This window comes from Acidimicrobiales bacterium, assembly GCA_034521975.1.
Taxonomy (GTDB): Bacteria; Actinomycetota; Acidimicrobiia; order Acidimicrobiales; family SKKL01; genus SKKL01.
Genome location: JAXHLR010000002.1, coordinates 309,020 through 330,000 on the forward strand (window position 1 = coordinate 309,020; position 20,981 = coordinate 330,000).

Annotated in this window: 21 protein-coding genes (1 of these 21 cut by a window edge); 18 read left to right on the top strand and 3 right to left on the bottom strand. The window is 69.7% G+C overall.

Features of this window, described 5'->3' with window-relative positions; all coding sequences use genetic code 11:
* The first annotated feature begins 13 nt into the window (after positions 1-13).
* The 5 genes from rpmI (at position 14) to pheT (ending at position 4,974) form a co-directional block, all read left to right on the top strand.
* Positions 14-211: a 50S ribosomal protein L35 gene (rpmI, locus tag U5K29_01680; protein ID MDZ7677245.1), complete on the top strand. Its 198-nt coding sequence runs from the start codon at positions 14-16 to the stop codon at positions 209-211.
* Positions 212-257: 46 nt separating this feature from the next.
* The gene (rplT, locus tag U5K29_01685; protein MDZ7677246.1) at positions 258-641 is read left to right on the top strand and encodes a 50S ribosomal protein L20; all 384 of its coding nucleotides are present in this window, start codon (positions 258-260) and stop codon (positions 639-641) included.
* An 11-nt stretch (positions 642-652) separates the two neighbouring features.
* Positions 653-1,528, top strand: a complete 876-nt coding sequence (locus U5K29_01690; protein MDZ7677247.1) for an RNA methyltransferase — start codon at positions 653-655, stop codon at positions 1,526-1,528.
* Positions 1,525-2,556: a phenylalanine--tRNA ligase subunit alpha gene (pheS, locus tag U5K29_01695; protein MDZ7677248.1), complete on the top strand. Its 1,032-nt coding sequence runs from the start codon at positions 1,525-1,527 to the stop codon at positions 2,554-2,556. Before U5K29_01690 ends, pheS begins: the two co-directional genes overlap by 4 nt.
* 63 nt (positions 2,557-2,619) lie before the next feature.
* Complete coding sequence (pheT, locus tag U5K29_01700) at positions 2,620-4,974, top strand: phenylalanine--tRNA ligase subunit beta (GenBank protein MDZ7677249.1); 2,355 nt, start codon at positions 2,620-2,622, stop codon at positions 4,972-4,974.
* 77 nt (positions 4,975-5,051) lie between these two features.
* Here the strand turns inward: pheT and U5K29_01705 are convergent, their stop codons facing one another.
* Entirely contained in the window at positions 5,052-6,833 is a 1,782-nt protein-coding gene (locus U5K29_01705) for an ABC transporter substrate-binding protein (GenBank protein ID MDZ7677250.1), read from the bottom strand.
* 134 nt (positions 6,834-6,967) lie between these two features.
* Between U5K29_01705 and argC the strand changes: the two genes are divergently transcribed.
* The 12 genes from argC to U5K29_01765 are packed head-to-tail and all read left to right on the top strand — an operon-like array spanning position 6,968 to position 17,385.
* Positions 6,968-7,984 (top strand): N-acetyl-gamma-glutamyl-phosphate reductase, encoded by a 1,017-nt coding sequence (gene argC, locus U5K29_01710; protein MDZ7677251.1) that lies wholly within the window; start codon positions 6,968-6,970, stop codon positions 7,982-7,984.
* Between the two features lie 31 nt (positions 7,985-8,015).
* Positions 8,016-9,179, top strand: a complete 1,164-nt coding sequence (gene argJ / locus U5K29_01715; GenBank protein MDZ7677252.1) for a bifunctional glutamate N-acetyltransferase/amino-acid acetyltransferase ArgJ — start codon at positions 8,016-8,018, stop codon at positions 9,177-9,179.
* Positions 9,176-10,093: an acetylglutamate kinase gene (gene argB / locus U5K29_01720; protein MDZ7677253.1), complete on the top strand. Its 918-nt coding sequence runs from the start codon at positions 9,176-9,178 to the stop codon at positions 10,091-10,093. The genes argJ and argB overlap by 4 nt, the downstream gene beginning before the upstream one ends.
* Positions 10,090-11,277 carry an acetylornithine transaminase gene (locus U5K29_01725; GenBank protein ID MDZ7677254.1) on the top strand — a complete coding sequence of 396 codons (1,188 nt, stop codon included), beginning with the start codon at positions 10,090-10,092 and terminating at the stop codon, positions 11,275-11,277. The genes argB and U5K29_01725 overlap by 4 nt, the downstream gene beginning before the upstream one ends.
* Positions 11,274-12,167, top strand: coding sequence for an ornithine carbamoyltransferase (locus U5K29_01730; GenBank protein MDZ7677255.1), 894 nt, complete (start codon positions 11,274-11,276; stop codon positions 12,165-12,167). The genes U5K29_01725 and U5K29_01730 overlap by 4 nt, the downstream gene beginning before the upstream one ends.
* Positions 12,164-12,658, top strand: coding sequence for an arginine repressor (gene argR, locus U5K29_01735; GenBank protein ID MDZ7677256.1), 495 nt, complete (start codon positions 12,164-12,166; stop codon positions 12,656-12,658). Before U5K29_01730 ends, argR begins: the two co-directional genes overlap by 4 nt.
* A 6-nt stretch (positions 12,659-12,664) precedes the next feature.
* A complete protein-coding gene (gene argG / locus U5K29_01740; GenBank protein ID MDZ7677257.1) occupies positions 12,665-14,011 on the top strand; it encodes an argininosuccinate synthase in 1,347 nt (448 codons plus the stop codon).
* Positions 14,008-15,393: an argininosuccinate lyase gene (argH, locus tag U5K29_01745; protein MDZ7677258.1), complete on the top strand. Its 1,386-nt coding sequence runs from the start codon at positions 14,008-14,010 to the stop codon at positions 15,391-15,393. Before argG ends, argH begins: the two co-directional genes overlap by 4 nt.
* Before the next feature lie 2 nt (positions 15,394-15,395).
* Entirely contained in the window at positions 15,396-16,013 is a 618-nt protein-coding gene (locus U5K29_01750) for a DNA-3-methyladenine glycosylase (GenBank protein MDZ7677259.1), read from the top strand.
* Positions 16,010-16,135: a hypothetical protein gene (locus U5K29_01755; GenBank protein MDZ7677260.1), complete on the top strand. Its 126-nt coding sequence runs from the start codon at positions 16,010-16,012 to the stop codon at positions 16,133-16,135. The genes U5K29_01750 and U5K29_01755 overlap by 4 nt, the downstream gene beginning before the upstream one ends.
* Positions 16,132-16,767, top strand: coding sequence for an NUDIX hydrolase (locus U5K29_01760; GenBank protein ID MDZ7677261.1), 636 nt, complete (start codon positions 16,132-16,134; stop codon positions 16,765-16,767). The genes U5K29_01755 and U5K29_01760 overlap by 4 nt, the downstream gene beginning before the upstream one ends.
* 6 nt (positions 16,768-16,773) lie before the next feature.
* Positions 16,774-17,385, top strand: coding sequence for a cytidylate kinase-like family protein (locus tag U5K29_01765; GenBank protein ID MDZ7677262.1), 612 nt, complete (start codon positions 16,774-16,776; stop codon positions 17,383-17,385).
* A gap of 10 nt (positions 17,386-17,395) precedes the next feature.
* On the opposite strand, the gene U5K29_01770 is transcribed toward U5K29_01765, so the two are convergent.
* Both U5K29_01770 and U5K29_01775 read right to left on the bottom strand, forming a co-directional pair.
* Positions 17,396-17,944 (bottom strand): hypothetical protein, encoded by a 549-nt coding sequence (locus tag U5K29_01770; GenBank protein ID MDZ7677263.1) that lies wholly within the window; start codon positions 17,942-17,944, stop codon positions 17,396-17,398.
* Complete coding sequence (locus tag U5K29_01775; GenBank protein MDZ7677264.1) at positions 17,937-19,919, bottom strand: transglycosylase domain-containing protein; 1,983 nt, start codon at positions 19,917-19,919, stop codon at positions 17,937-17,939. The genes U5K29_01770 and U5K29_01775 overlap by 8 nt, the downstream gene beginning before the upstream one ends.
* 114 nt (positions 19,920-20,033) lie before the next feature.
* Here U5K29_01775 and tyrS point away from each other — a divergent pair, with 114 nt between their 5' ends.
* On the top strand, positions 20,034-20,981 hold the 5' portion of the coding sequence (tyrS, locus tag U5K29_01780; protein ID MDZ7677265.1) for a tyrosine--tRNA ligase. It continues 345 nt past the right edge of the window; 948 of the gene's 1,293 nt are visible here — the first part of the coding sequence; the start codon lies at positions 20,034-20,036; the stop codon falls past the right edge of the window.

Consider the following 20,981-nt stretch of genomic DNA (forward strand, 5'->3'; position numbering starts at 1 on the left):
CACGAGGTATCCCATGCCCAAGATGAAGACCCACCGCGGGGCCAAGAAGCGCTTCAAGGTCACCGGAACGGGCAAGATCGTGCGCCGCAAGGCGTTTCGAGGCCACTTCCTCGAAAAGAAGCCATCGGAGCGCACCCGCCGCCTGGCCCGACCCGCCGAGGTCACCGGGGGCGACAAGGCCAAGGTGCAGCGCCAGCTCGGCATGCGCTGAGCCCGCATCGCCACCCCTCATTCCACCGACTTGAAAGGAGCGCCCCATGGCCAGGGTCAAGCGCGCTGTTCACTCCAAGAAGCACCGCCGGTCCACCCTCGAGCGGGCAAAGGGCTACTACGGCAACAAGAGCCGGTCGTACCGTGCCGCCAACGAACAGGTCATGCACTCGTTGCAGTACGCCTACCGCGATCGGCGCGCCCGCAAGGGCGAGTTCCGCAAGCTCTGGATCCAGCGCATCAACGCCGCCTGCCGCCAGCACGACATGAGCTACAGCCGGTTCATCGCCGGGTTGCGCCTGGCCGAGATCGATGTCGATCGTAAGATCCTCGCCGACCTCGCCGTCACCGACGCCGCCGCCTTCGCCGCTCTGGTCGACGCGTCGCGCACGGCGCTCGACGCCAACGAGGCCGGCTCCACCGCGTCCTGAGCCGGGCCCCGATGCCGCCACTGGCCGCATCCAACCATCGGATCCGTCGGCTGCGGCGCCTGCTCGGGCGCCGCAGTGCGCGTCTGGACGAAGCCGTGTTCGTGCTCGAGGGGCCCACCCTCGTGGGCGAGGCGCTCGACGCCGAGTGCGGTGTGGAGGCGGTGTTCGTGGACGAGCAGTACGACGACGCCACGGGGTCGGTCGATCGTGCCGAACGGGCCGGGGTGGCGGTGCACCTGGTCAGCGCCGGTGTGCTGGGCACCCTCACCGACGTGGTCACCCCGCGCCCGATCCTGGGCGTGGCGACGCTCCCGACGTTCGGCCTCGGCGAGGTGGTGGAGCGCTGCCAGGCGACCCGACACCACCTGGTGGTGCTGGCCGACGTTCGCGATCCCGGCAACCTCGGCACGATCATCCGGGCCGCGGCCGCCTCGGGCGCGGCCGGCGTGATCGCCACGAAGGGCACCGTCGACCCGTGGTCGCCCAAGGTCGTGCGGTCCTCGGCGGGCGCGGTGTTGTCGGTCCCGATCGTCACCGGGCTCGATCTCGCCACCACGCTGCAGGCGTGCGCCGAAGCGGAGATTCCCACGTGGGGAACCGTCGTGGGCGAGGCCACCGCCTATGACCAAGCCCTGTTGGGCGGGGCGTTCGCCGTCGTGCTCGGCAACGAGGCGCGCGGCCTCGACCGGGCGGTCGACCAGCTGATCGATCACCGGCTCACCATCCCCATGGAAGGCTCCACCGAGTCGCTCAACGTGGCCATGGCGGCCTCGGTCGTGTGCTTCGAGGCGCTGCGCCAGCGGCGACGGGGACCGGTGCCACCGATGGGTTCGTCCGAATCCGATTGGACGACGCCGCCTGGTGGCGACAAGGTGATCGGTTCATGATCGCCGAACTGCAACGCCTGGAACGAGAGGGACTCGAGGCCGTGGCCGCCGTCGACGACCTCGACCGGTTGCGGACCCTCGAGACCGAGCTTCTGGGCAAGCGCTCCGAACTCACCAGGCTCAAGGCCGGGTTGGGTCAGCTCGACCCCGACCAACGCCGCAGCGCAGGTGCCCGGCTCAACGAATGCCGACAGAACCTCGAAGCGGCCATCGCCGACCGCCGCCGGGACCTCGAGGCCACGGCTCGCCGTCAGCGCCTCGAGGCCGAGCGACTCGATCTCACCGAGGTGGTCGACGGGCCCCGGCTGGGACACCTCCACCTGGTCACCCAGGCCCACGACGAGCTCGAGGACACCTTCTGCGGCATGGGCTTCACCATCGCCGAGGGACCCGAGATCGAGACCGAGTGGTACAACTTCGGCGCGCTCAACTTCCCGCCCGGCCACCCGGCGCGGGCGATGTACGACACCCTCTATGTCGAGTTCGGCGAACCGGAGTCGACCCTGTTGCGCACCCACACCTCGCCGGTGCAGATGCGGGTGATGGAGCACAACGAACCCCCGATCTATGTCGTCTGCCCCGGGCGGGTGTTCCGCAGCGACACCCCCGACGCCAGCCACATGCCGGTGTTCCACCAGATCGAAGGGCTCGTCGTCGACCGCGACATCTCCATGGCCGACCTCGCCGGCACCCTCGACGAGTTCACCACCGCGTACTTCGGTGGCGCGATCCACGCCCGTCTCCGGCCGTCGTACTTCCCGTTCACCGAGCCCTCAGCCGAGTTCGACATCACCTGCGTCCTCTGCGAGGGCGAGGGCTGTCGCACCTGTTCCCGCACCGGCTGGATCGAGCTGGGTGGCTGCGGGATGGTGCACCCCAACGTGTTGCGCAACGGAGGGATCGACCCCGAGGTCTACACCGGGTTCGCCTTCGGGTTCGGCACCGACCGCCTGTCGCTCATGCGCTACGGCATCAGCGACCTGCGCGACATGTTCAGCAACGACATCCGGTTCCTCCGCCAGTTCTAGGAGCAGGCAGATGCTTCCCACCATCACGTGCCAGCCGAGCGCGCCGCTCCCGGGAGCGGCCACATGAAGGTCCTGTTGTCGTGGCTCCGCGACTTCGCTGCGTTCGAGGGCGATCCTGTCGAGCTGGGACGGACGATGAGCGACCTCGGCATGGCGGTCGAGTCGCTCGACCGGTTGGGCGAGGGCCTCGATGGCATCGTCGTGGCCAGGGTGCTCGATCTGCGTCCGCATCCCGACGCGGACCGCATCCAGCTGGTCGACGTCGACGCCGGTGACGGCCAGGCCCAGCAGGTCTGCTGTGGTGCGTTCAACATGTCGATCGGCGACCACGTCCCGCTGGCCACCGTCGGCACCACCATGCCCGGCGGCATGGAGATCGCGCGGCGCAAGATGCGCGGCGAGTGGTCCAACGGGATGCTGTGCTCGAGCCAGGAGCTCGGGCTCGGCGCTGATCACAGCGGCATCATGGTCCTGCCGCCCGACAGCGAGGTGGGCGTCCCGCTCACCGGCGCCCTGGGCATCGAGTCCGACGTGCTCTACGACCTCGAGATCAACCCGAACCGGCCCGACGCCATGTCGATCGCCGGTGTGGCCCGCGACCTGGCGGCACGCCTGAAGCTGCCCTTCGCCATCCCCGAGCCGGTGGTGGCTCCATCGGCGGGAGCAGCAGCCGGGGAGCGGGCGAGCGTCGAGATCATCGACGGTGACCTGTGCGGCCGGTTCGTCGCCAGGGTGCTGCACGATGTGACGGTGGGGGAGTCGCCGGCCTGGATCGCCAACCGGCTCACCGCCATGGGCATGCGCCCGATCAACAGCTTGGTCGACGTGTCCAACTACGTCATGCTCGAGCTGGGCCAGCCCAACCACGCGTACGACCTGTCGCGGCTGGCCGGCGGTGGTCTGCGGGTCCGACGGGCCCGCGACGGCGAGGCGCTGGTCACCCTCGACGATGTCGAGCGTCGCTTCGTCGCCGACGACCTGTTGATCTGCGACGCGGAGGACACCGCGGTCGGCATCGCCGGGATCATGGGGGGTGAGGCCACCGAGATCTCCGCCGACACCACCGACGTCCTGGTCGAGCTCGCCTGGTTCCAGCCGCTCGCGGTCGCCCGCACGGCTCGGCGGCTCGGTCTGCGCACCGAGGCGTCGGCCCGGTTCGAGAAGGGCACCGACCCCGAGGTGCTCGAGCTGGCAGCGCTGCGGTTCGCCGAGCTGCTGGGCGACACCGCGTCGCTCGCCCCTGGTGTCATCGACGCGCGTGGCGAGCTGCCCGCGCGGCCGCCGGTGCGGGTCCGCACCGACCGGGCCAACGCCGTTATCGGCATCGACCTGGTGCCGGTCGCCGTACGAGATCTGCTGGAGCCGATCGGGTTCGGGTGCGAATCTGCGGGCGACGACCACGACGTCACCATCCCGTCGTGGCGGCCCGACACCGAGACCGAGATCGACGTCATCGAGGAGATCGCCCGCCACCACGGGTACGGGCGCATCCCCCGTTCGGTCCCCCGCTCGACCGAGAGCGGGGGACTCACCCGCTACCAACGTGATCGCCGGCGGGTGCGCCAGGCGTTGGTGGGACTCGGGTTCAGCGAGGTCATGCCCCTGCCCTTCCTCGCTCCCGGAGACCTGGCCAGAGCCGGCCTGGACGACGACGGGATCCGGGTCGCGAACCCGCTCGTGGCCGAGGAGTCGGTGATGCGCTCCTCGCTGTTGCCGGGACTGTGCAAGGTGCTCGCCTACAACGCCTCGCACCGAAACCCCGACGTCTCGGTCTTCGAGCTGGGCCATGTCTATCGGCGACCCGGCTCCCCAGCTGCCGACCTGCCCGACGAGACCGAGCGGGTGGCGGCGGCCATCGCCGGGGCCGAGGCCCCGGTAGCGGTGCAGGCGTGGCGGGCGGTGGCCGAGCACTTGAAGGTGCCCTTCGAGCTGTCGGCACGCCAGATCCCCGGTCTCCACCCCACCCGGGCCGCCGATATCGTCGTGGACGCCACGGTGGTCGGTGCCGTCGGCGAGGTCGACCCCGACGTGCTGAGGGGTTTCGAGGTGCCGGGGCGGGTGGCCTGGTTCGACCTCGACCTGACCGCCGTGCTGGCGGTCGACCGAAGCGCCCGGCCCTATGACCCGGTGCGGCTGTTCCCCTCGAGCGACCTCGATCTCGCCTTCGAGGTGGACGAGTCCGTTCCTGCCGGCCGGGTCGAACCGATCCTGCGCGAGGCCGCGGGCGACCTCCTCGTCGAGCTCGAGCTCTTCGACGTCTTCCGTGGGTCGTCGGTGTCCCCAGGTCGGCGGAGCCTGGCGTGGCGCTTGCGCTTTCAGGCCTCGGACCGCACGCTCACCGACGCCGAGCTGGCCGAGGTGCGCAGCCGCTGCGTCGCGGCGGTCGAAGCCGCGGTTCCGGCCTCGCTCCGGGGCTGACTCGGACCCGCACGCGACGGTGCCCCGGCCCTGGAGGCCGGGGCACCATCGTTCAGCTCAGATGGTGGACCCGGTGATTACTGGTCCATCCAGATCCAGTGGACCCAGATCCGACCGGCGAGGTTGCCGCGTCCCGGGCTGCCCTCGGGAGTCGACCACTCACTGACGTCGTGGAGGTCGTCGCGCCATCCGACGATCGACGAGTAGCTGATGTGCCACGCCACGACCACGTTCTCGTTGGCGATCGTGTTGATCGCCTCGTTGGCCTCGTAGCGCTCCTCGAAGTCGGCCGAGGTGCGCAGGGTGGTCAATGCCTCGTCGATTCCAGGATCGGTGAAGTTCACGAAGTTGAGGACCGAGCTCTCCACCGGGCCGAAGAAGCCGGACAGGTAGTTGAGCGGGTCGTTGTTGGAGCCGGTGCGCCAACAGCTCATGTCGTAGTCACCGCTGAACCCGTTGTCGGGACCGCCGATCACGTTGGAGATGAGCGTGGGCTGGTCGACCGAGACCAACTCGAGATCGATGCCGATCTCGTTCCAGGCCGACTGGAGCACCACGGCCATGTCCTGGAGGCTCGCCTCGGGTGGACACTGGTACCGCACGCTCAGGCGCGAGCCCACCGGTTGACCGTCGGAGCGGTCGGGGTCGTTGATGTACTCCTCGAGCAGCTCGGCGGCGGCGTCGAGGTCCTGGCCGCCCGACCCGGGGTAGGCATCCTCGGCGGCCGAGGAGTACCACGGACTGTCGACTCCGACGAACTGGCTCGCGGGGGTCGTGATGCCGTCATAGCCCTGGGCGACGGCGACGTCGTCGGCACTGGTGGCCATCACCATCGCGGCCCGGACCCGCACGTCGTCGAGCGGCGGGCTGATGGTGTTGAACAGCGACGACCCGGCGATGTTGCCCTGCGCGATGTTGCTCTCGTAGGGGCCGGTGTCGGCGGCCTCGACGATCCGCTTGCCCGCAAAGCCGCGGGTGGTGTGGATGACCTGGGCATCGTCGGCGAGGAGGGTGTTGATGCGGCTGTCCTCGTCGGGGATGGGTCGGACGACGACCTCGTCGAGATAGGGCAGCTGGTTGCCCTGCTCGTCGGTGAGCCAGTAGTTCTCGTTGCGGGTGAGCTCGATCCGGTCGTCGCGGACCCACTGCTCCACGACGAACGGGCCAGTGCCGACGGGTGCGGAGCTGAAGGCGTCGAGGCCCATCTCCTCGAACGCGGTGGGCGAGACCGGCATGCCGATCCGGCCATAGAGCAGGTCCGGGAAGGCGGCGTTGGGCCCGCTGAGGCGGTAGACGACGGTGAGTTCGTCGACGGCCTCGACCGACTCGACACCTGCGGTGTCCAGCGTTCCGGCCGTGAGCGACTCGGGGTCGCGGTGGAGGTTCTCGTAGTTCCACACGATGGCCTCGGCGTCGAGAGGGGTGCCGTCGTGGAACTCGACGTCGGGGCGCAGCGTGATGGTCCACTCGCTGAGGTCGTCGTTGGGTTCCACCGACTCGGCGAGGAACGGCTCGTACTGGCCCTCACCGTTGATGATCACCAGGGCGTCGTAGATCGCGCCGTCCACCGTCGCGCTCGCGGTACCGGTTGCGGTCAGCGCGGGGACATAGCCGCCGGCCTCGGCCTCGACGCCGATCTCGATGCTCCCGCCGTACTGCGGTTCGTCGCCGTCGCTGTCGTCGCCGCTGTCGTCGCCGCTGTCGTCGTCGCCGTCGCTGTCAGGTTCGGTGTCGTCGGTGGTGGTGTCGTCTTGGGCGTCGTCGGTGCTGTCGTCGTTGCCACACGCTGCGAGGAGCAGCAGCAGCGCAGTCAGCGCGGCAAGCACGCGCCACCATCTCGGCCGGGTTCGGATCGTCATTCGGGTTCCCCCCCTGGGTTGCGGAAGGGCCAGACTAGGTCATGGGTCACCGGCCTTCGCCACCAGAGTTTCCCAGCGGGTAACGCACCCACCTTCGGGTTGCATAGCCATTCAGTCATATGTATGGTCGTGGGGTGATCACATTCGGCATCATCGGGGCGTCGGGGTTCACCGGCGCCGAGCTCCTCCGGCTCAGCGCCGGCCATCCCCAGCTCGACCTGGCCTTCGCCACCGGCGACACCCAGGCCGGCACCCGGGTGGCCGACCTCTACCCGAGCCTGGGTGGCGCCCACCCCGACCTGGCCTTCAGCGAGTGGGATCCATCGCTGCTCGGCGGTGTCGACCTCGTGTTCCTCGGCTTGCCCCACGGGGCCTCACAGGCGATCGTGCCTCAGCTCCTCGATGACGACATCGTCGTCATCGACCTGGCGGCCGACTTCCGTCTGAAGGACCCGACGCTGTACCCGGTGTGGTACGGCGAGGAGCACACGGCCCCCCATCTGCTCGAGCGCTTCGCCTACGGCCTTCCCGAGCTGTTCCGCGACGATCTGGTCGGTGCCCGCGCGGTGGCGGTCCCGGGCTGCTATCCCACCGCGGCCAGCCTCGCCCTGGCGCCGTTCGTGCGCGACGGGCTGGTCGCCACCGACGGGATCATCGTGGACGCGGCGAGCGGTGTCTCCGGGGCCGGTCGCCCACCCAAGCCCAACACCACCTTCTGCACCGTCGACGAGAACTTCGCCGCCTACGGACTGCTCGAGCACCGCCACACCCCCGAGATGGACCAGGTCCTCGGCGCCTCGGTGCTGTTCACCCCGCACCTGGTGCCCATGAACCGGGGCATCCTGGCGACCTGCTACGCCCGGCCCACCGAGGCGATGACCACCGCCGACGCCATCGGTGTGCTCCGCAACCACTACGCCGCCGAACCGTTCGTGGTGGTCACCGATGCCTCGCCGTCGACCAAGGCCACCCTCGGTGCCAACACCGCCCAGCTCACCGCCAGGGTCGACCCCCGCACCGGCTGGCTGATCGTCATCGGCGCCATCGACAACCTGGTCAAGGGAGCATCGGGACAGGCGATCCAGTGCGCCAACCTGGCCTGCGGGCTCGACGAGACCACCGGATTGCCGCTCGTGGCACTCCACCCCTGAACCCGCGAAGGAACCCGAGCACCACATGAGCGTGACCGCACCAGCAGGCTTCGTCGCCGCCGGCATCGCCGCCGGCATCAAGTCCGGTGGAGCACCGGATCTCTCCCTCGTCGCCACCGACGACGGTCGGCCGGTTCCGGCTGCCGCCGTCTTCACCCAGAACCAGATGACCGCCGCGCCGGTCGTCACCACTCGCGACCATCTGGAGGTCAGCAGCGGCCGGGCTGCCGGGGTGGTCCTCAACAGCGGGAACGCCAACGCCGCCACCGGGGCCAGCGGCCGCCAGCATGCCGAGCGGATGTGCGCGAACACCGCCTCCGGGCTCGGGTGCGAGCCGACCGAAGTGCTGGTGTGCAGCACCGGGCTCATCGGCATCCCCCTTCCGATCGACACCATCGAGGCCGGCCTTCCCGCGCTGGTCGCCGCCAGGGCCCCGGGTGCCGACGGCGGGCTGGCCGCGGCCGATGCCATCCTCACCACCGATACCGTTCGCAAGCTCTCGGTGGCCCGCGGCGACGGCTTCGTGGTCGGAGGCATGGCCAAGGGCGCGGCCATGCTCGCCCCCAACATGGCCACCATGCTGGCGGTGCTCACCACCGACGCCGAGGCCGACCCCTCCCAGCTCCACGACGCACTCACCGACGCCATGGCCGTGTCGTTCAACGCGTTGAGCGTCGACGGCTGCACCTCGACCAACGACACCGTCATCCTCATGGCCAGCGGCCGCGCCGGCCCGGTCGACCCCGGCGCGCTCGCCTCGGCGGTGGCCGAGGTGTGCGCCGACCTGGCGTTGCAGATGGCCGGCGACGCCGAGGGGGCCACCAAGGTGGTTCGCCTCACCGTCACCGGTGCGGCCTCGGACGACGAGGCCGCCGCCGGGGCCCGCAAGACCGCCGAGAGCCAGCTCGTCAAGTGCTCCTGGTACGGCCAGGACCCGTACTGGGGTCGCATCGCCAGCGAACTGGGCAGCGCCGGCATCGCGTTCGATCCCGACGCCATCACGATCAGCTACGGCCCGCACCAGGTCGCCGCCGGAGGGGTGACCGTCGCCCACGACCACGACGCTCTGAGCGCATACATGGAGCAACGCCACCTGGAGATCACCGCCGACCTGGGTCTTGGCTCGGGCCGGGCGACGATCCTCACCAACGACCTCACCCACGCCTACATCGACGAGAACATGGGCACCTCATGACGACGACACCGCGCTCGACGCTGCCGGCCGGCACCAAGGCCGAGATCCTGCTCGAGGCCCTGCCCTACATCCGCCAGTTCCGCGACAAGGTCGTGGTCGTGAAGTACGGCGGCAACGCCATGGTCGATGCCGACCTGGCGCGAGCCTTCGCCGAGGACCTGGTCCTGATGCGTTCGGTCGGCATGCTGCCGGTGGTGGTCCACGGGGGTGGTCCCCAGATCGGCGAACTCATGGATCGGCTCGGAAAGAAGCCCGAGTTCCGCGACGGGTTGCGGGTCACCGACGCCGAGACCCTCGACATCGCCCGCATGGTGTTGGTCGGAAAGGTCAATCGCGACATCGTCTCGTCGATCAACGTGCACGGGCCCATCGCGGTCGGGTTGTCGGGAGAGGATGCCGGGCTCCTTCTGGCCAGCGCCCGCAACCCCGATCTCGGCTTCGTCGGCGACGTCGAGGCGGTCAATCCCGGCATCATCCTGCGTCTCCTCGCCGAGGGACTGGTCCCGGTGGTGTCCACCATCGGTGCCGATGTCGCCGGGCAGGCCTACAACATCAACGCCGACACCGTGGCGGGAGCCATCGCGGTGGCGCTCGGCGCCGAGAAGGTGGTCTACCTCACCGACGTCGAGGGCCTCCTCGCCGACGTGGACGATCCCCACAGCCTGATCCGGCGTGCCACCCCCGAGACCCTCGCCGAGCTGCTCGACGCCGGCACGTTGTGGGGCGGCATGATCCCGAAGGTCGCGGCCTGCATCCACGCGGCCACCCACGGAGTCCACTCGGCCCACATGATCAACGGCACGACCCCGCACGTGCTGCTGCTCGAGATCTTCACCGACGAAGGGATCGGCACCATGGTGTCCCGCCACCCGCCCGTGGGCGAGCCCCAGGCCGACGAGGAGGTCCAACCATGACCGACGCATCGGCCCATGCCGAGGCGATGGGCTCGTCCGACCTCGACCGCTGCCCGCTCATGCCCACCTACGGAGCACCGCGGATCGAGTTCGTCCGGGGTGAGGGGTCGTGGCTGTGGGATCGCGACGGCAACCGCTACCTCGACTTCCTCTCCGGCCTGGCGGTGACCTCGCTCGGCCACTCCCACCCCGCGGTGGCCGAGGCCCTCGCCGAGCAGGCCAGGACCCTCGTGCACGTCTCGAACCTCTTCGGCACCGAACCCGGTGCCGAGGTCGCCATCACCCTCGACCGACTGCTGGGCGGCGGCGGCCAGGTCTTCTTCGCCAACTCCGGGGCCGAGGCCAACGAGGCCGCCATCAAGCTGGCCCGCAAGTGGGGAGGTCACGGCCGCTACCAGGTCATCTCCACCTACGGCTCGTTCCACGGACGCACCCTCGCCACCCTCCACGCCACCGGCCAACCCGGCAAGTGGGAGGCGTTCCAACCGCTGCCGGAGGGTTTCCGCCACGTGGCCTGGCACGACCTCGACGCGGTGGAGGCCGCCATCGACGACACGGTGGCGGCCGTGCTGGTCGAGTCGGTCCAGGGCGAGGGCGGGGTCAACCCGGCCAGTGCCGACTACCTGCGCGGCCTTCGGCGGATCTGCGACGAGCGTGGAGTGCTGCTCATCCTCGACGAGGTCCAGACCGGACTCGGACGCACCGGAGCGTGGTTCGGCCACCAGCACGCCGGCATCCGACCCGACGTCGTCACCATGGCCAAGGCCCTCGGCAACGGCGTGCCCATCAGCGCCTGCTGGGCCATCGCCGGCATTGCCGCTGCCTTCGAACCGGGCGACCACGCCACCACCTACGGGGGCCAGCCACTGGCCGCCGCCGCCGCCAGGGCCGTCCTGGCGACGATGGAGGCCGAGGACGTGCCCGCCAGGGCGACCAGAGCGGGGGCCGCCATCACCGAGCGGGTGTCGACGCTTCCCCACGTCACGGGTGTGCGGGGGCGGGGGCTGCTCCTCGGCGTCGAGCTGGACGGACCCGACGCGCGCGAGGTGGCCGGGGCGGCGCTCGACGCGGGCCTGGTGGTCAACGGGGTCACCCCGACCACGTTGCGGCTGGCTCCCTCGCTGCTGGTCACCGACGACGAGATCGACACCGCCATCGACACGCTCGGGACGGTGCTGGCATGAGACACCTGCTCGAGGTCGACGACCTCACCAGCGCCGAGCTGCACGCGGTGCTCGACCGAGCCGAAGCCCCCGATGCCGACCCCGTGCTCGGCGGCAAGGGCATGGCGCTGCTGTTCGAGAAGCCGTCGGCGCGCACCCGCAACTCCATGGAGCTGGCGATCGTGGCGCTCGGCGGCCATCCGGTCACCATCAGGGGCGAGGAGGTCGGCTTCGACGTCCGTGAGACCACCGAGGACATCACCCGCACCCTCGCCTGCTACCACGCGGCCATCGGTGCCCGGGTGTTCGAGCACTTCCAGGTCGAGCGCATGGCGGCCGTGGGGGCGGTTCCGATCGTGAACCTCCTCTCCGACCAGGCCCATCCCATGCAGGCCCTGGCCGATCTGCTCACCATCCGCCAGGCCGTCGGCCGCCTCGATGTCACCGTCACCTACGTGGGCGATGCCAACAACGTGGCCCGTTCGCTCGCCCTCGCCGTGGCCTTGTCGGGTGGGCGGTTCCGCATCGCCGCCCCGCCGGGACACCGGTTCGATCCAGCGACCCTCGACCGCATCGCCGCCGCCGGCACGACCGTCGAGGAGCACGACCGACCCGAACCGGCGATCGACGGCGCCGACGTCGTCTACACCGACGTGTGGACCTCGATGGGCCAAGAAGCCGAGTCCGAGGCCCGCCTCCGGGCCTTCGAGGGCTTCACCATCACCGACACCATGCTCGCCGCGATGGCCGACGGAGGCATCTTCCTGCACTGCCTGCCCGCCCACCGGGGAGAGGAGGCCGAGGCCGAGGTCGTCGACGGTCCGCGCAGCCACATCTGGCATCAGGCGACGAACCGCATGCACGCGGCGCGTGGTCTGCTGTGGTGGCTCATGGAGCAGACCGCGACATGACCGAGACCCGTCTGTCGAAGAACCAGCGCCAGCACCGGATCGCCAACCTGCTCGAGACCAACACCGTGGTCAGCCAGTCACAGCTGGTCGAGCTGTTGGGTGCCGACGGGGTGGTGGCCACCCAGGCCACGGTCTCGCGCGACCTCGAGGACCTCGGTGCGGTCAAGGTGAGGGTCGCGGGGGGAGAGGTGGCCTATGCCATCCCCGAGCTGCCCGCCGAGCAGCACGCCCCTGAGGACCACCTCCGCCGGGTGCTGGGCGACTGGGTGGTCGAGGTCGACCACTCCCACAACCTGGTGGTGCTGCGCACCCCGCCCGGTTCGGCCCACGTCGTCGGCTCCGCGCTCGACCGGTCACACCTCGACGGGCTCCTCGGTACCGTGGCGGGCGACGACACCCTCCTCTGCGTGGCCGCCGAGGTTCTCGGCGGCGAGCGCCTGAGCGCCATCCTCGCGGGCCTGGCCGGCCTTCCCCTCGATCGAAAGGACTGATGCAACGTGACCTCGGGGTCCGATGCACGCGTGCTCACCTCCCTGCCCGTCGGTGAACGGGTCGGACTCGCCTTCTCCGGCGGGCTCGACACCTCCGTCGCGGTCGCCTGGATGCGGGAGAAGGGCGCCGTCCCCTACACCTACACCGCCGACATCGGCCAGCCCGACGAACCCGACCTCGAGGGCGTGCGCGGCCGGGCCGAGGCCTTCGGGGCCGAGGTCGCCCGGCTCATCGACTGCCGCCACGAACTGGTGCACGAGGGTCTGGTGGCGTTGCAGTGCGGCGCGTTCCACGTCACCACCGCGGGCCGCACCTACTTCAACAGCACCCCCCTCGGCCGGGCGGTCACCGGAACGATGCTGGTGCGCGCCATGCAGGACGACGGCGTCGACGTGTGGGGCGACGGCTCGACCTACAAGGGCAACGACATCGAGCGCTTCTACCGCTATGGGCTGATGGTCAACGCGAACCTGCGCATCTACAAGCCGTGGCTCGACCCGACCTTCGTCGACGAGCTCGGGGGACGGGCCGAGCTCAGTGCCTGGTTGGCCGAGCGCGACCTGCCATACCGCGACAGCGCCGAGAAGGCCTACTCCACCGATGCCAACATCTGGGGCGCCACCCATGAGGCCAAGGACCTCGAGCAACTGTCGGTCGGCATCGACATCGTCGAGCCGCTCATGGGCGTGCGGTTCTGGGACGAGTCGGTCCGGATCGACCCCGAGGACGTCTCCGTGCGGTTCGAGGCCGGTTGGCCGGTGGCCATCAACGGCGAGTCCATCGAGGATCGTGTCGAGCTGGTGCAGCGGGCCAACCAGATCGGTGGCCGGCACGGACTCGGCATGAGCGACCAGATCGAGAACCGCATCATCGAGGCCAAGAGCCGCGGCATCTACGAGGGGCCGGGCATGGCGCTGCTGCACATCGCTTACGAGCGACTCATCACCGCCATCCACAACGAGGCGACGATCGAGAACTACCGCGCCATGGGTCGGCGCCTCGGCCGCCTGATGTACGAGGGTCGCTGGTTCGATCCCCAGGCGCTGATGTTGCGCGAGCCGCTGCAGCGGTGGGTCGGAGCCGCCGTCACCGGTGAGGTCGTGCTGCGGTTGCGTCGGGGCGACGACTACTCCCTCGTGGACACCACCGGTCCTGGGTTCTCCTACGAACCCGACCGGCTGTCGATGGAGCGCAGCGACAGCGCGTTCGGACCACTCGATCGCATCGGCCAGCTCACCATGCGCAACCTCGACATCGACGACTCCCGGAGCAAGCTGGGCATCTACCGTGCCGCGGGTTCGCTCGCCGATGCTGCCGATCTCCACGTGCTCGGCCCTGAGGCGGGATCGTGACGCTCTGGCACGGTCGGTTCGGTGATGGTCCCGCCGAGGAGCTGCTGGCCTACACGGTCAGCTTGCCCTTCGACCGTCGTCTCGCGATCGACGACATCGCCGGCTCCCGGGCCCATGTGAAGGGTCTCGGCCACGCCGGGTTGCTCAGCGACGAGGAGGTCGACTCGATCCTGGCGGCCCTCGACACGGTTGCCGACGAGTTGAGCAGCGGCAACTTCGAGTTCATGGCGAGCGACGAGGACATCCACACCGCGGTCGAACGGCGGGTCACCGAACTGGCACCGGCCGGAGCCAAGCTGCACACCGGGCGCAGCCGCAACGACCAGGTGGCCACCGATCTGCGGCTGTTCGCCAAGCGCGAGCTGGCCGCGGTCGCTGCGCGGGTGCTGAGCCTGCAACAGACCTTGGTAGAACGGGCCGCGGACGCAGGCGATGCCTATCTTCCCGGCTACACCCATCTGCAACGGGCTCAGCCGGTGCTGCTCGCCCACCACCTCCTGGCCCACGGCTGGACACTGGCCCGCGACCTCGACCGGCTCCTGGCCACCCGCGCTCGTCTCGATGTGTCACCGCTGGGAGCCGGGGCGCTGGCCGGTTCATCGCTACCGCTCGATCCTGCCTGGGTGGCCGAAGAGCTGGGGTTCGCCGGGGTGTTCACCAACTCGCTCGACGCGGTGAGCGACCGAGACTTCGTCGCCGAGGCCCTCTTCGATCTGGCGCTGTTGGGAGTGCACCTCTCCCGCATGGGAGAAGAGATCGTGCTCTGGTCGAGCGAGGAGTTCGGCTTCGCCCATCTCGACGACGGCTACGCCACCGGTTCGTCGATGCTGCCCCAGAAGAAGAACCCCGACATCGCCGAGCTCGCACGGGGCAAGTCCGGTCGCCTGATCGGTCACCTCACGGGGCTGCTCGCCACCCTCAAGAGCCTGCCGTTGGCCTACAACCGCGACCTGCAGGAGGACAAGGAGCCCCTGTTCGACGCCGTCGACCAGATCGCCCTGGGCCTGTCGGCGGTGCAGGGTCTCATGGCCACGACCACCTTCGACCACGCCCGCATGGCCGACGCGGCCGACGCCCCCACCTCGGCCGCGACCGACCTGGCCGAGCATCTCGTCGTCGGTGGCACGCCGTTCCGCGAGGCCCATGCCATCGTCGGGGGTCTGGTCCGCGAGTCGCTGAACGGCGACCGGTCGCTGGCCGATCTGGTGGTGGCCCACCCCGATCTGGGCCCCGACGCTGCCGCGCTCATCGGCAAGGGGATCGGTGCCCAGCGGCGGACCACCCCCGGCGGTGGTGGCCCCGGACCGGTCGCCGTCCAGATCGAGCAGTTCCGCGGACGCCTCCGCCTCGACGAGGCTCGGGTGCAGGCCACCGAAGCGTGACGGTGTCGGAGCTCTCGACCGCCCATGTGATCGAGCGCGAGCAGCTCGCCGGCCCGGCGACCGAGATCGCTCCATCGCTCCTCGGCACGATCCTCGTGGCCGGAGCGCTCGCCGGCCGCATCGTCGAGGTCGAGGCGTACATGGGCGCCGACGATCCGGCGAGCCACGCACACCGGGGCCAGACAGCTCGCAACGCCACGATGTTCGGGCCGGCCGGACACCTCTACGTGTATTTCACCTACGGCATGCACTGGTGCGCCAACGTGGTCACCGGTGAGGAGGGGGTGGCCAGCGCGGTGCTGCTGCGCGCGCTGGCGCCGATCACCGGCGTGGAGGAGATGCGCTGGGCCCGTCCACGGGCCCGCACCGAGCGCGATCTCTGCAGCGGCCCCGCCAAGCTGACCCAGGCCCTCGGCATCGACGGTGCGCACGACGGCCTCGACCTCTGCGACCGGCGCTCGTCGGTTCGCATCGTCGACGACGGGTGGGAGTCCGATGTCGCTCCGGCGGCTTGCCCTCGGGTCGGCATCTCGGTCGCCACCGAACATCCGTGGCGGTGGTGCCTGCCCGGCGACCCGAACCTCTCCAAGCCCGTGCCCCGAGCGGTGGCTCGCCGGTGAGCCCGGTCGAGCGCGAGAGCGCGCTCACCTTCGTCATCGAAGTGACCTTCACCGAGCTCAGCGTCCTACAACAGGACGGCGACGGGCGTTGGGCCGTCACCGGCTCGCTGGATCTCCGATGAGCCCGTGGCTCTCGCACGCCGACCCAGACCTGGCGTCGAGCGACGACCTGGCCGTCGCCCGGGCGATCGTCGATTCATCGCTGGCATCCGATCCCGAGGTGCACCATCATCGGCAACGGATGCTCGACTTCATCGATGCCCATCCGGATGCGCTCCATCGCACGTGCCTCGACGGCCACCTCACCGGCTCGGCCCTTGTGGTCGACGAGGCCACCGAGCAGATCCTGGTGCTGTTCCACCGCAAACTCCAGCGCTGGTTGCAGCCCGGCGGGCACGCCGACGGCGACGCCAACCTCGCCGCCGTCGCGCTGCGCGAGGCCACCGAGGAGACCGGCATCGACGGGTTGCGCATCGACCCGGTGCCGATCGACCTCGACATCCACCGGGTCGCCCCGCCGGGCGAACCGGCACACGACCACCTCGATGCCCGGTACCTGGTCGTCGCCCCGTCCCACGCGGCGGCGACGCGAAACCACGAGTCGGAGGCGCTCCGATGGGTGGGCCGCGATGAGTTGGGGTCCCTCGACGTCGATGCGGGGATGATGCGCATGGCCCGAGCGGGGATCGAGCGACTGCGTCTGTGGCGCGGCCATGATGGTGCTGCCGTGATGAGGTCGCCGACGGAAGGATGAGCCCAGATGCAGGTCGTCACGATCTCTTCGAGCTACGGAGCCGGGGGCAGCGTCATCGCCCCGTTGGTGGCCGAGCGGCTCGGTGTGTCGTATCTCGCTCGGGCGGTGGCCGCCAGGGACAGCCAGCGCATCGAGAGCGAGGCTCGCGAGGCCGCCTACACCGAGGAGGAGCTCGAACGAGGCCTCTGGCAGCGGATGTTGAACGCGCTGGCCGCCACTCCGGCCCCGATCGAGCTGGGAGGTGGCACCGAGACGACCGAGCACCCCGACCGGGCGCTCCGGGCCCAAGCCGAGCAGCGACTCGGCGAGTTCGCCGCGTCGGGTGAAGGAGGCGTGGTGCTGGGCTGGGCGGCGGCGCTGGTGCTCCCCGGTGCCTACCGCGTGCGCCTCGACGGGCCCGCCGAACGTCGCCTTCGCCGTGGCGCCGAGATCGAGGGCATCGACGAGGACGCGGCGCGACAGAGGTTGGAACGCACCGATGAGGTGCGACGCCTGTACTGGCGTCGCCTCTACCAGTGCGACTGGCGCGACCCCGACCACTTCCACCTCTGGATCGACACGACCGCACTGTCGGTCGAGACCAGCGTGTCGCTGATCGTCGACGCCTCGCGGGGCTAGCTGTACCCGGCTAGACGTCGCCTGGGGTCATGCAGTGCTCCATCTCGTTCACCCGGGCAAAGCGGTCGATGGGCGCGGTGATGTGCTTCCCGTACTTCTCGGTGACGAGGAATCGTGCACCGGGGTCGTCGCGGAGTGCGTCCGCGTACCGGTACCGATCGGCCAGAAAGATCCGGTAGTCGTCGATCCAGCTCGCGGTGATGGTCGCGTCGCGGCTGGAACCGGTGGGAGCGATGGCTTCGAGGTTGCCCAGCATGGTCTCGAGTTCGTCGGTCGCAGCCTCGATGACCACGGCTCGCTCGTCGGCCGAGGCGGCGGTGTGGGCGCCGGGGAGGCCATCGATCCGGGCGTCGGTGGCCTCACAGATCCGGTCGGCCTGGGTGGTCCAGGCCAGGTCATCGAGGCGGTCGGGCATGTCGCGCTCGCCGTAGCCGCTCACGTGGTAGTACCAGATCCACCCCCAGAACCCGGCGAGTAGCACGAAGAACAGCACCGCTACCACCACCGACGGCCGCAGGCGTCGCCGTCGTGGCGCCTCGAGGTTCTCGGTGTCAGCCATCGGCGGCATCGGGGTCCTCCTCTTGGAGCTCGCCGCCCTCGACGCCCGGATCGGGAACGGGGGCGCTGGTGGGTGGCGTCGTCGTGGCCGGTTGCGCCTGACCGGGGCTCGGTGCCGGGCGTGGGCGCGGGATCGTGGTGGTGGTCGGCATAGGGCGGAAGTCGAGGACGGGCTCGTCCTCGTGGGCGGGACCCATGAACGCCCGGAAGATCCTCGCGGGGTAGGTCCCGCCGAAGACCGGGATCGGGGTGTTGGGTGGCTCCATGGAGATCTCCTCCTCCGGGAAGCCGACCCACACCGCGGTGGAGAGCTGGGGCGTGTACCCGACGAACCACGCGTCCTTGAACCCGGTTCCGGTTCCGGTCTTGCCGGCGAGGGGCCGGCCCGGCAGGTTGGCGTTGCGTCCGGTGCCGCTGGTGGTGACCTGGGCCAAGATGTTGGTGATGGTGTCGGCGATGTCGGCCGAGATGACGCGCCGTTGCTCGTGGGTGTGCTCCCACAAGATGGTCCCGTCTGCTCGCACGATGCGCTCGACCATCACCGGCGGCACGTGGAGCCCGGAGTTGGCGAAGGTCCCGTAGGCGTTGGCCATGTCGAGCGGGGTGACGTTCTCGGATCCGAGCACCGCCGCTGGTACCGGGTTCTGGTGGGTGGTGATGCCGAGCTGGCGGGCCATGGCGGTGGCGTTGGCCGGACCGACGTCGAGCATCAGTGCGGCATAGGCGGTGTTGTAGGAACCGACGGTCATCCCGATCAGGTCGGCCGACCCGCCGCCACCGCCGGTGACGGTCCAGTCATCCTGGCCGGGGAACTCGAAGGTGCGCCGGGTGGGGGCGGGGTACCGGCGGCTCAGGGGCATGCCCTGGCTGAGCGCGGTGGCGAGCACGAACGGCTTGTAGGACGATCCGCCGCCCCGCCCGACGCCCATGGCCATGTTGTACTTGGCCGACCGGCTCTCGCCGAAGAAGTCCCGGCCACCGACCATGGCCCGCACCTGCCCGGTGCGGGGTTCGAGCGCCACGATGGCGACCTCGGGATGGGTCTCGGGGTCGGGAAGGATCTCGTCGCGGGCAGCCTCGGCCTTGGCCTGCAGATCCAGGTCGATCGTGGTGTGGATGCGCAGACCGCCACCGAAGAGCAGCTGGATCCGGTCTTCTCGGGTCTCGCCGAAGGCAGGGTTGTCGAGGAACCACTGCTTGACCTCTTCGACGAAGTGCGGGGCGGGATAGCGCTCGAGCGCCGCAGGGGTGGGCGGGCGCACCCGTAGTGGTTCGGCGAGCACCTGCTCATAGGTGTCGCGGGTGATGAGCTCCTGGTCGAACATCGCTTCGAGCACGATGTCGCGGCGGTCGAGGGCGCGCACCTCGTAGTCGATGGGATTGGCGGCGTTGGGGAACTTGATCAGCCCCGCGATGACCGCGGCCTCCGAGAGGGTGATGTCGGTCACCGACTTGTTGAAGTACGTGCGGGACGCGGCCTCGACGCCGTAGGCGCCCTTCCCGAAGTAGATCGAGTTCAGGTACAGCTCGAGCACCCGTTCCTTGGAGTGGGTGCGCTCGAGCTGCAGCGCGAGCGAGGCCTCCTCGAGCTTGCCGCCCAGGCTGCGCTCACGCTCGAGCAGCAGGTTCTTCACGGTCTGTTGGGTGATGGTCGACCCACCCTCGGTGATCCCGCCCTCGGCGACGTTGCGACGTGCGGCGCGCACCAGCCCCATCGGGTCGACGCCCCGGTGCAGCCAGAAGCGTTCGTCCTCGATGGCGATGACGGCGTCGATGAGGTGCGACGGCATCTGGCCGTAGCGCACGTTGACCCGGTTCTCCTCGCCGTGCAGCGCCGTGAGGAGCGTGCCGTCGGATGCGTACATCGACGACGACTGGGCAGTGGTGGGAAGCTCGGGAGCGATGGTGATGGGGGAGTAGCTGCACGCTGTGGCGATGAGCGCGAGCGCGAGCAATGGGGTGAGGAATCGCCTCATGACTCCATTGTCGCCGATCGGTGCGCCGATGTCCGACCAGCGTCGCCGATCGCCGGCCGGGTGAGGCGTCGAACCGGCTGGACGACGGCGGAGGGCGCCGACCACCATTGCCGGGTGCCTGAACACGGTTCCGCCATCCTCGATGATCTCCTCGTCCGTGGTCTGATCCACGATCACACCGACCTCGACGCGCTTCGGACGCGACTCGAGGAGGGGTCGGTCACCGTCTACTGCGGGTTCGATCCGTCCGCCGACAGCCTGCACGTCGGAAACCTGATCGGCTTGCTGGTGATGCGGCGGTTCCAGGAGGCCGGGCACCGTCCGATCGTGCTCGCGGGTGGTGCAACCGGGATGATCGGCGATCCTGGTGGTCGATCGGAGGAGCGGAACCTGCTCGACGACGACACGCTGGCCCGCAACCTCGAGGGGATCGTGCCCCAGCTCAAGCAGTTCCTCGACTTCGGCGACGGGCCGACGGGTGCTCGTCTGGTCGACAACCGGTCGTGGACGGTCGCCATGAGCGTGATCGAGTTCCTGCGCGACGTCGGCAAGCACGTCTCGGTCAACCAGATGCTGGCCAAGGAGTCGGTCAGGACCCGGATCGAGAGCGAGGCCGGCATCTCCTACACCGAGTTCAGCTACATGCTGTTGCAGGCCAACGACTTCGTGAACCTGGCCGAGCTCGAGGGGTGTGAGATGCAGGTCGGAGGATCCGACCAGTGGGGGAACATCTCGCTGGGGGTCGACCTGGTCCGTCGCCGTCTCGGTCGCCAGGCCCACGCGCTCACTTGGCCGTTGCTGACCCGCCCCGATGGGTCGAAGTACGGCAAGTCGGCTGCAGGCGAGCAGATGTGGCTCGGCGCCCATCGGATGAGCCCCTACCGCTTCTACCAGGCGTGGATGCAGGCGGAGGACTCCGAGATGCGCAAGCTGTTGCTGCAGCTGACGTTTCTCGGCCCCGCCGAGGTGGACGAGGTCGTGGCCGCCCACGAGCAGGCACCGGAGCGCCGTCACGCCCAACGGGTGCTCGCACGCGAGCTGACGGCGGTGGTGCACGGCGAG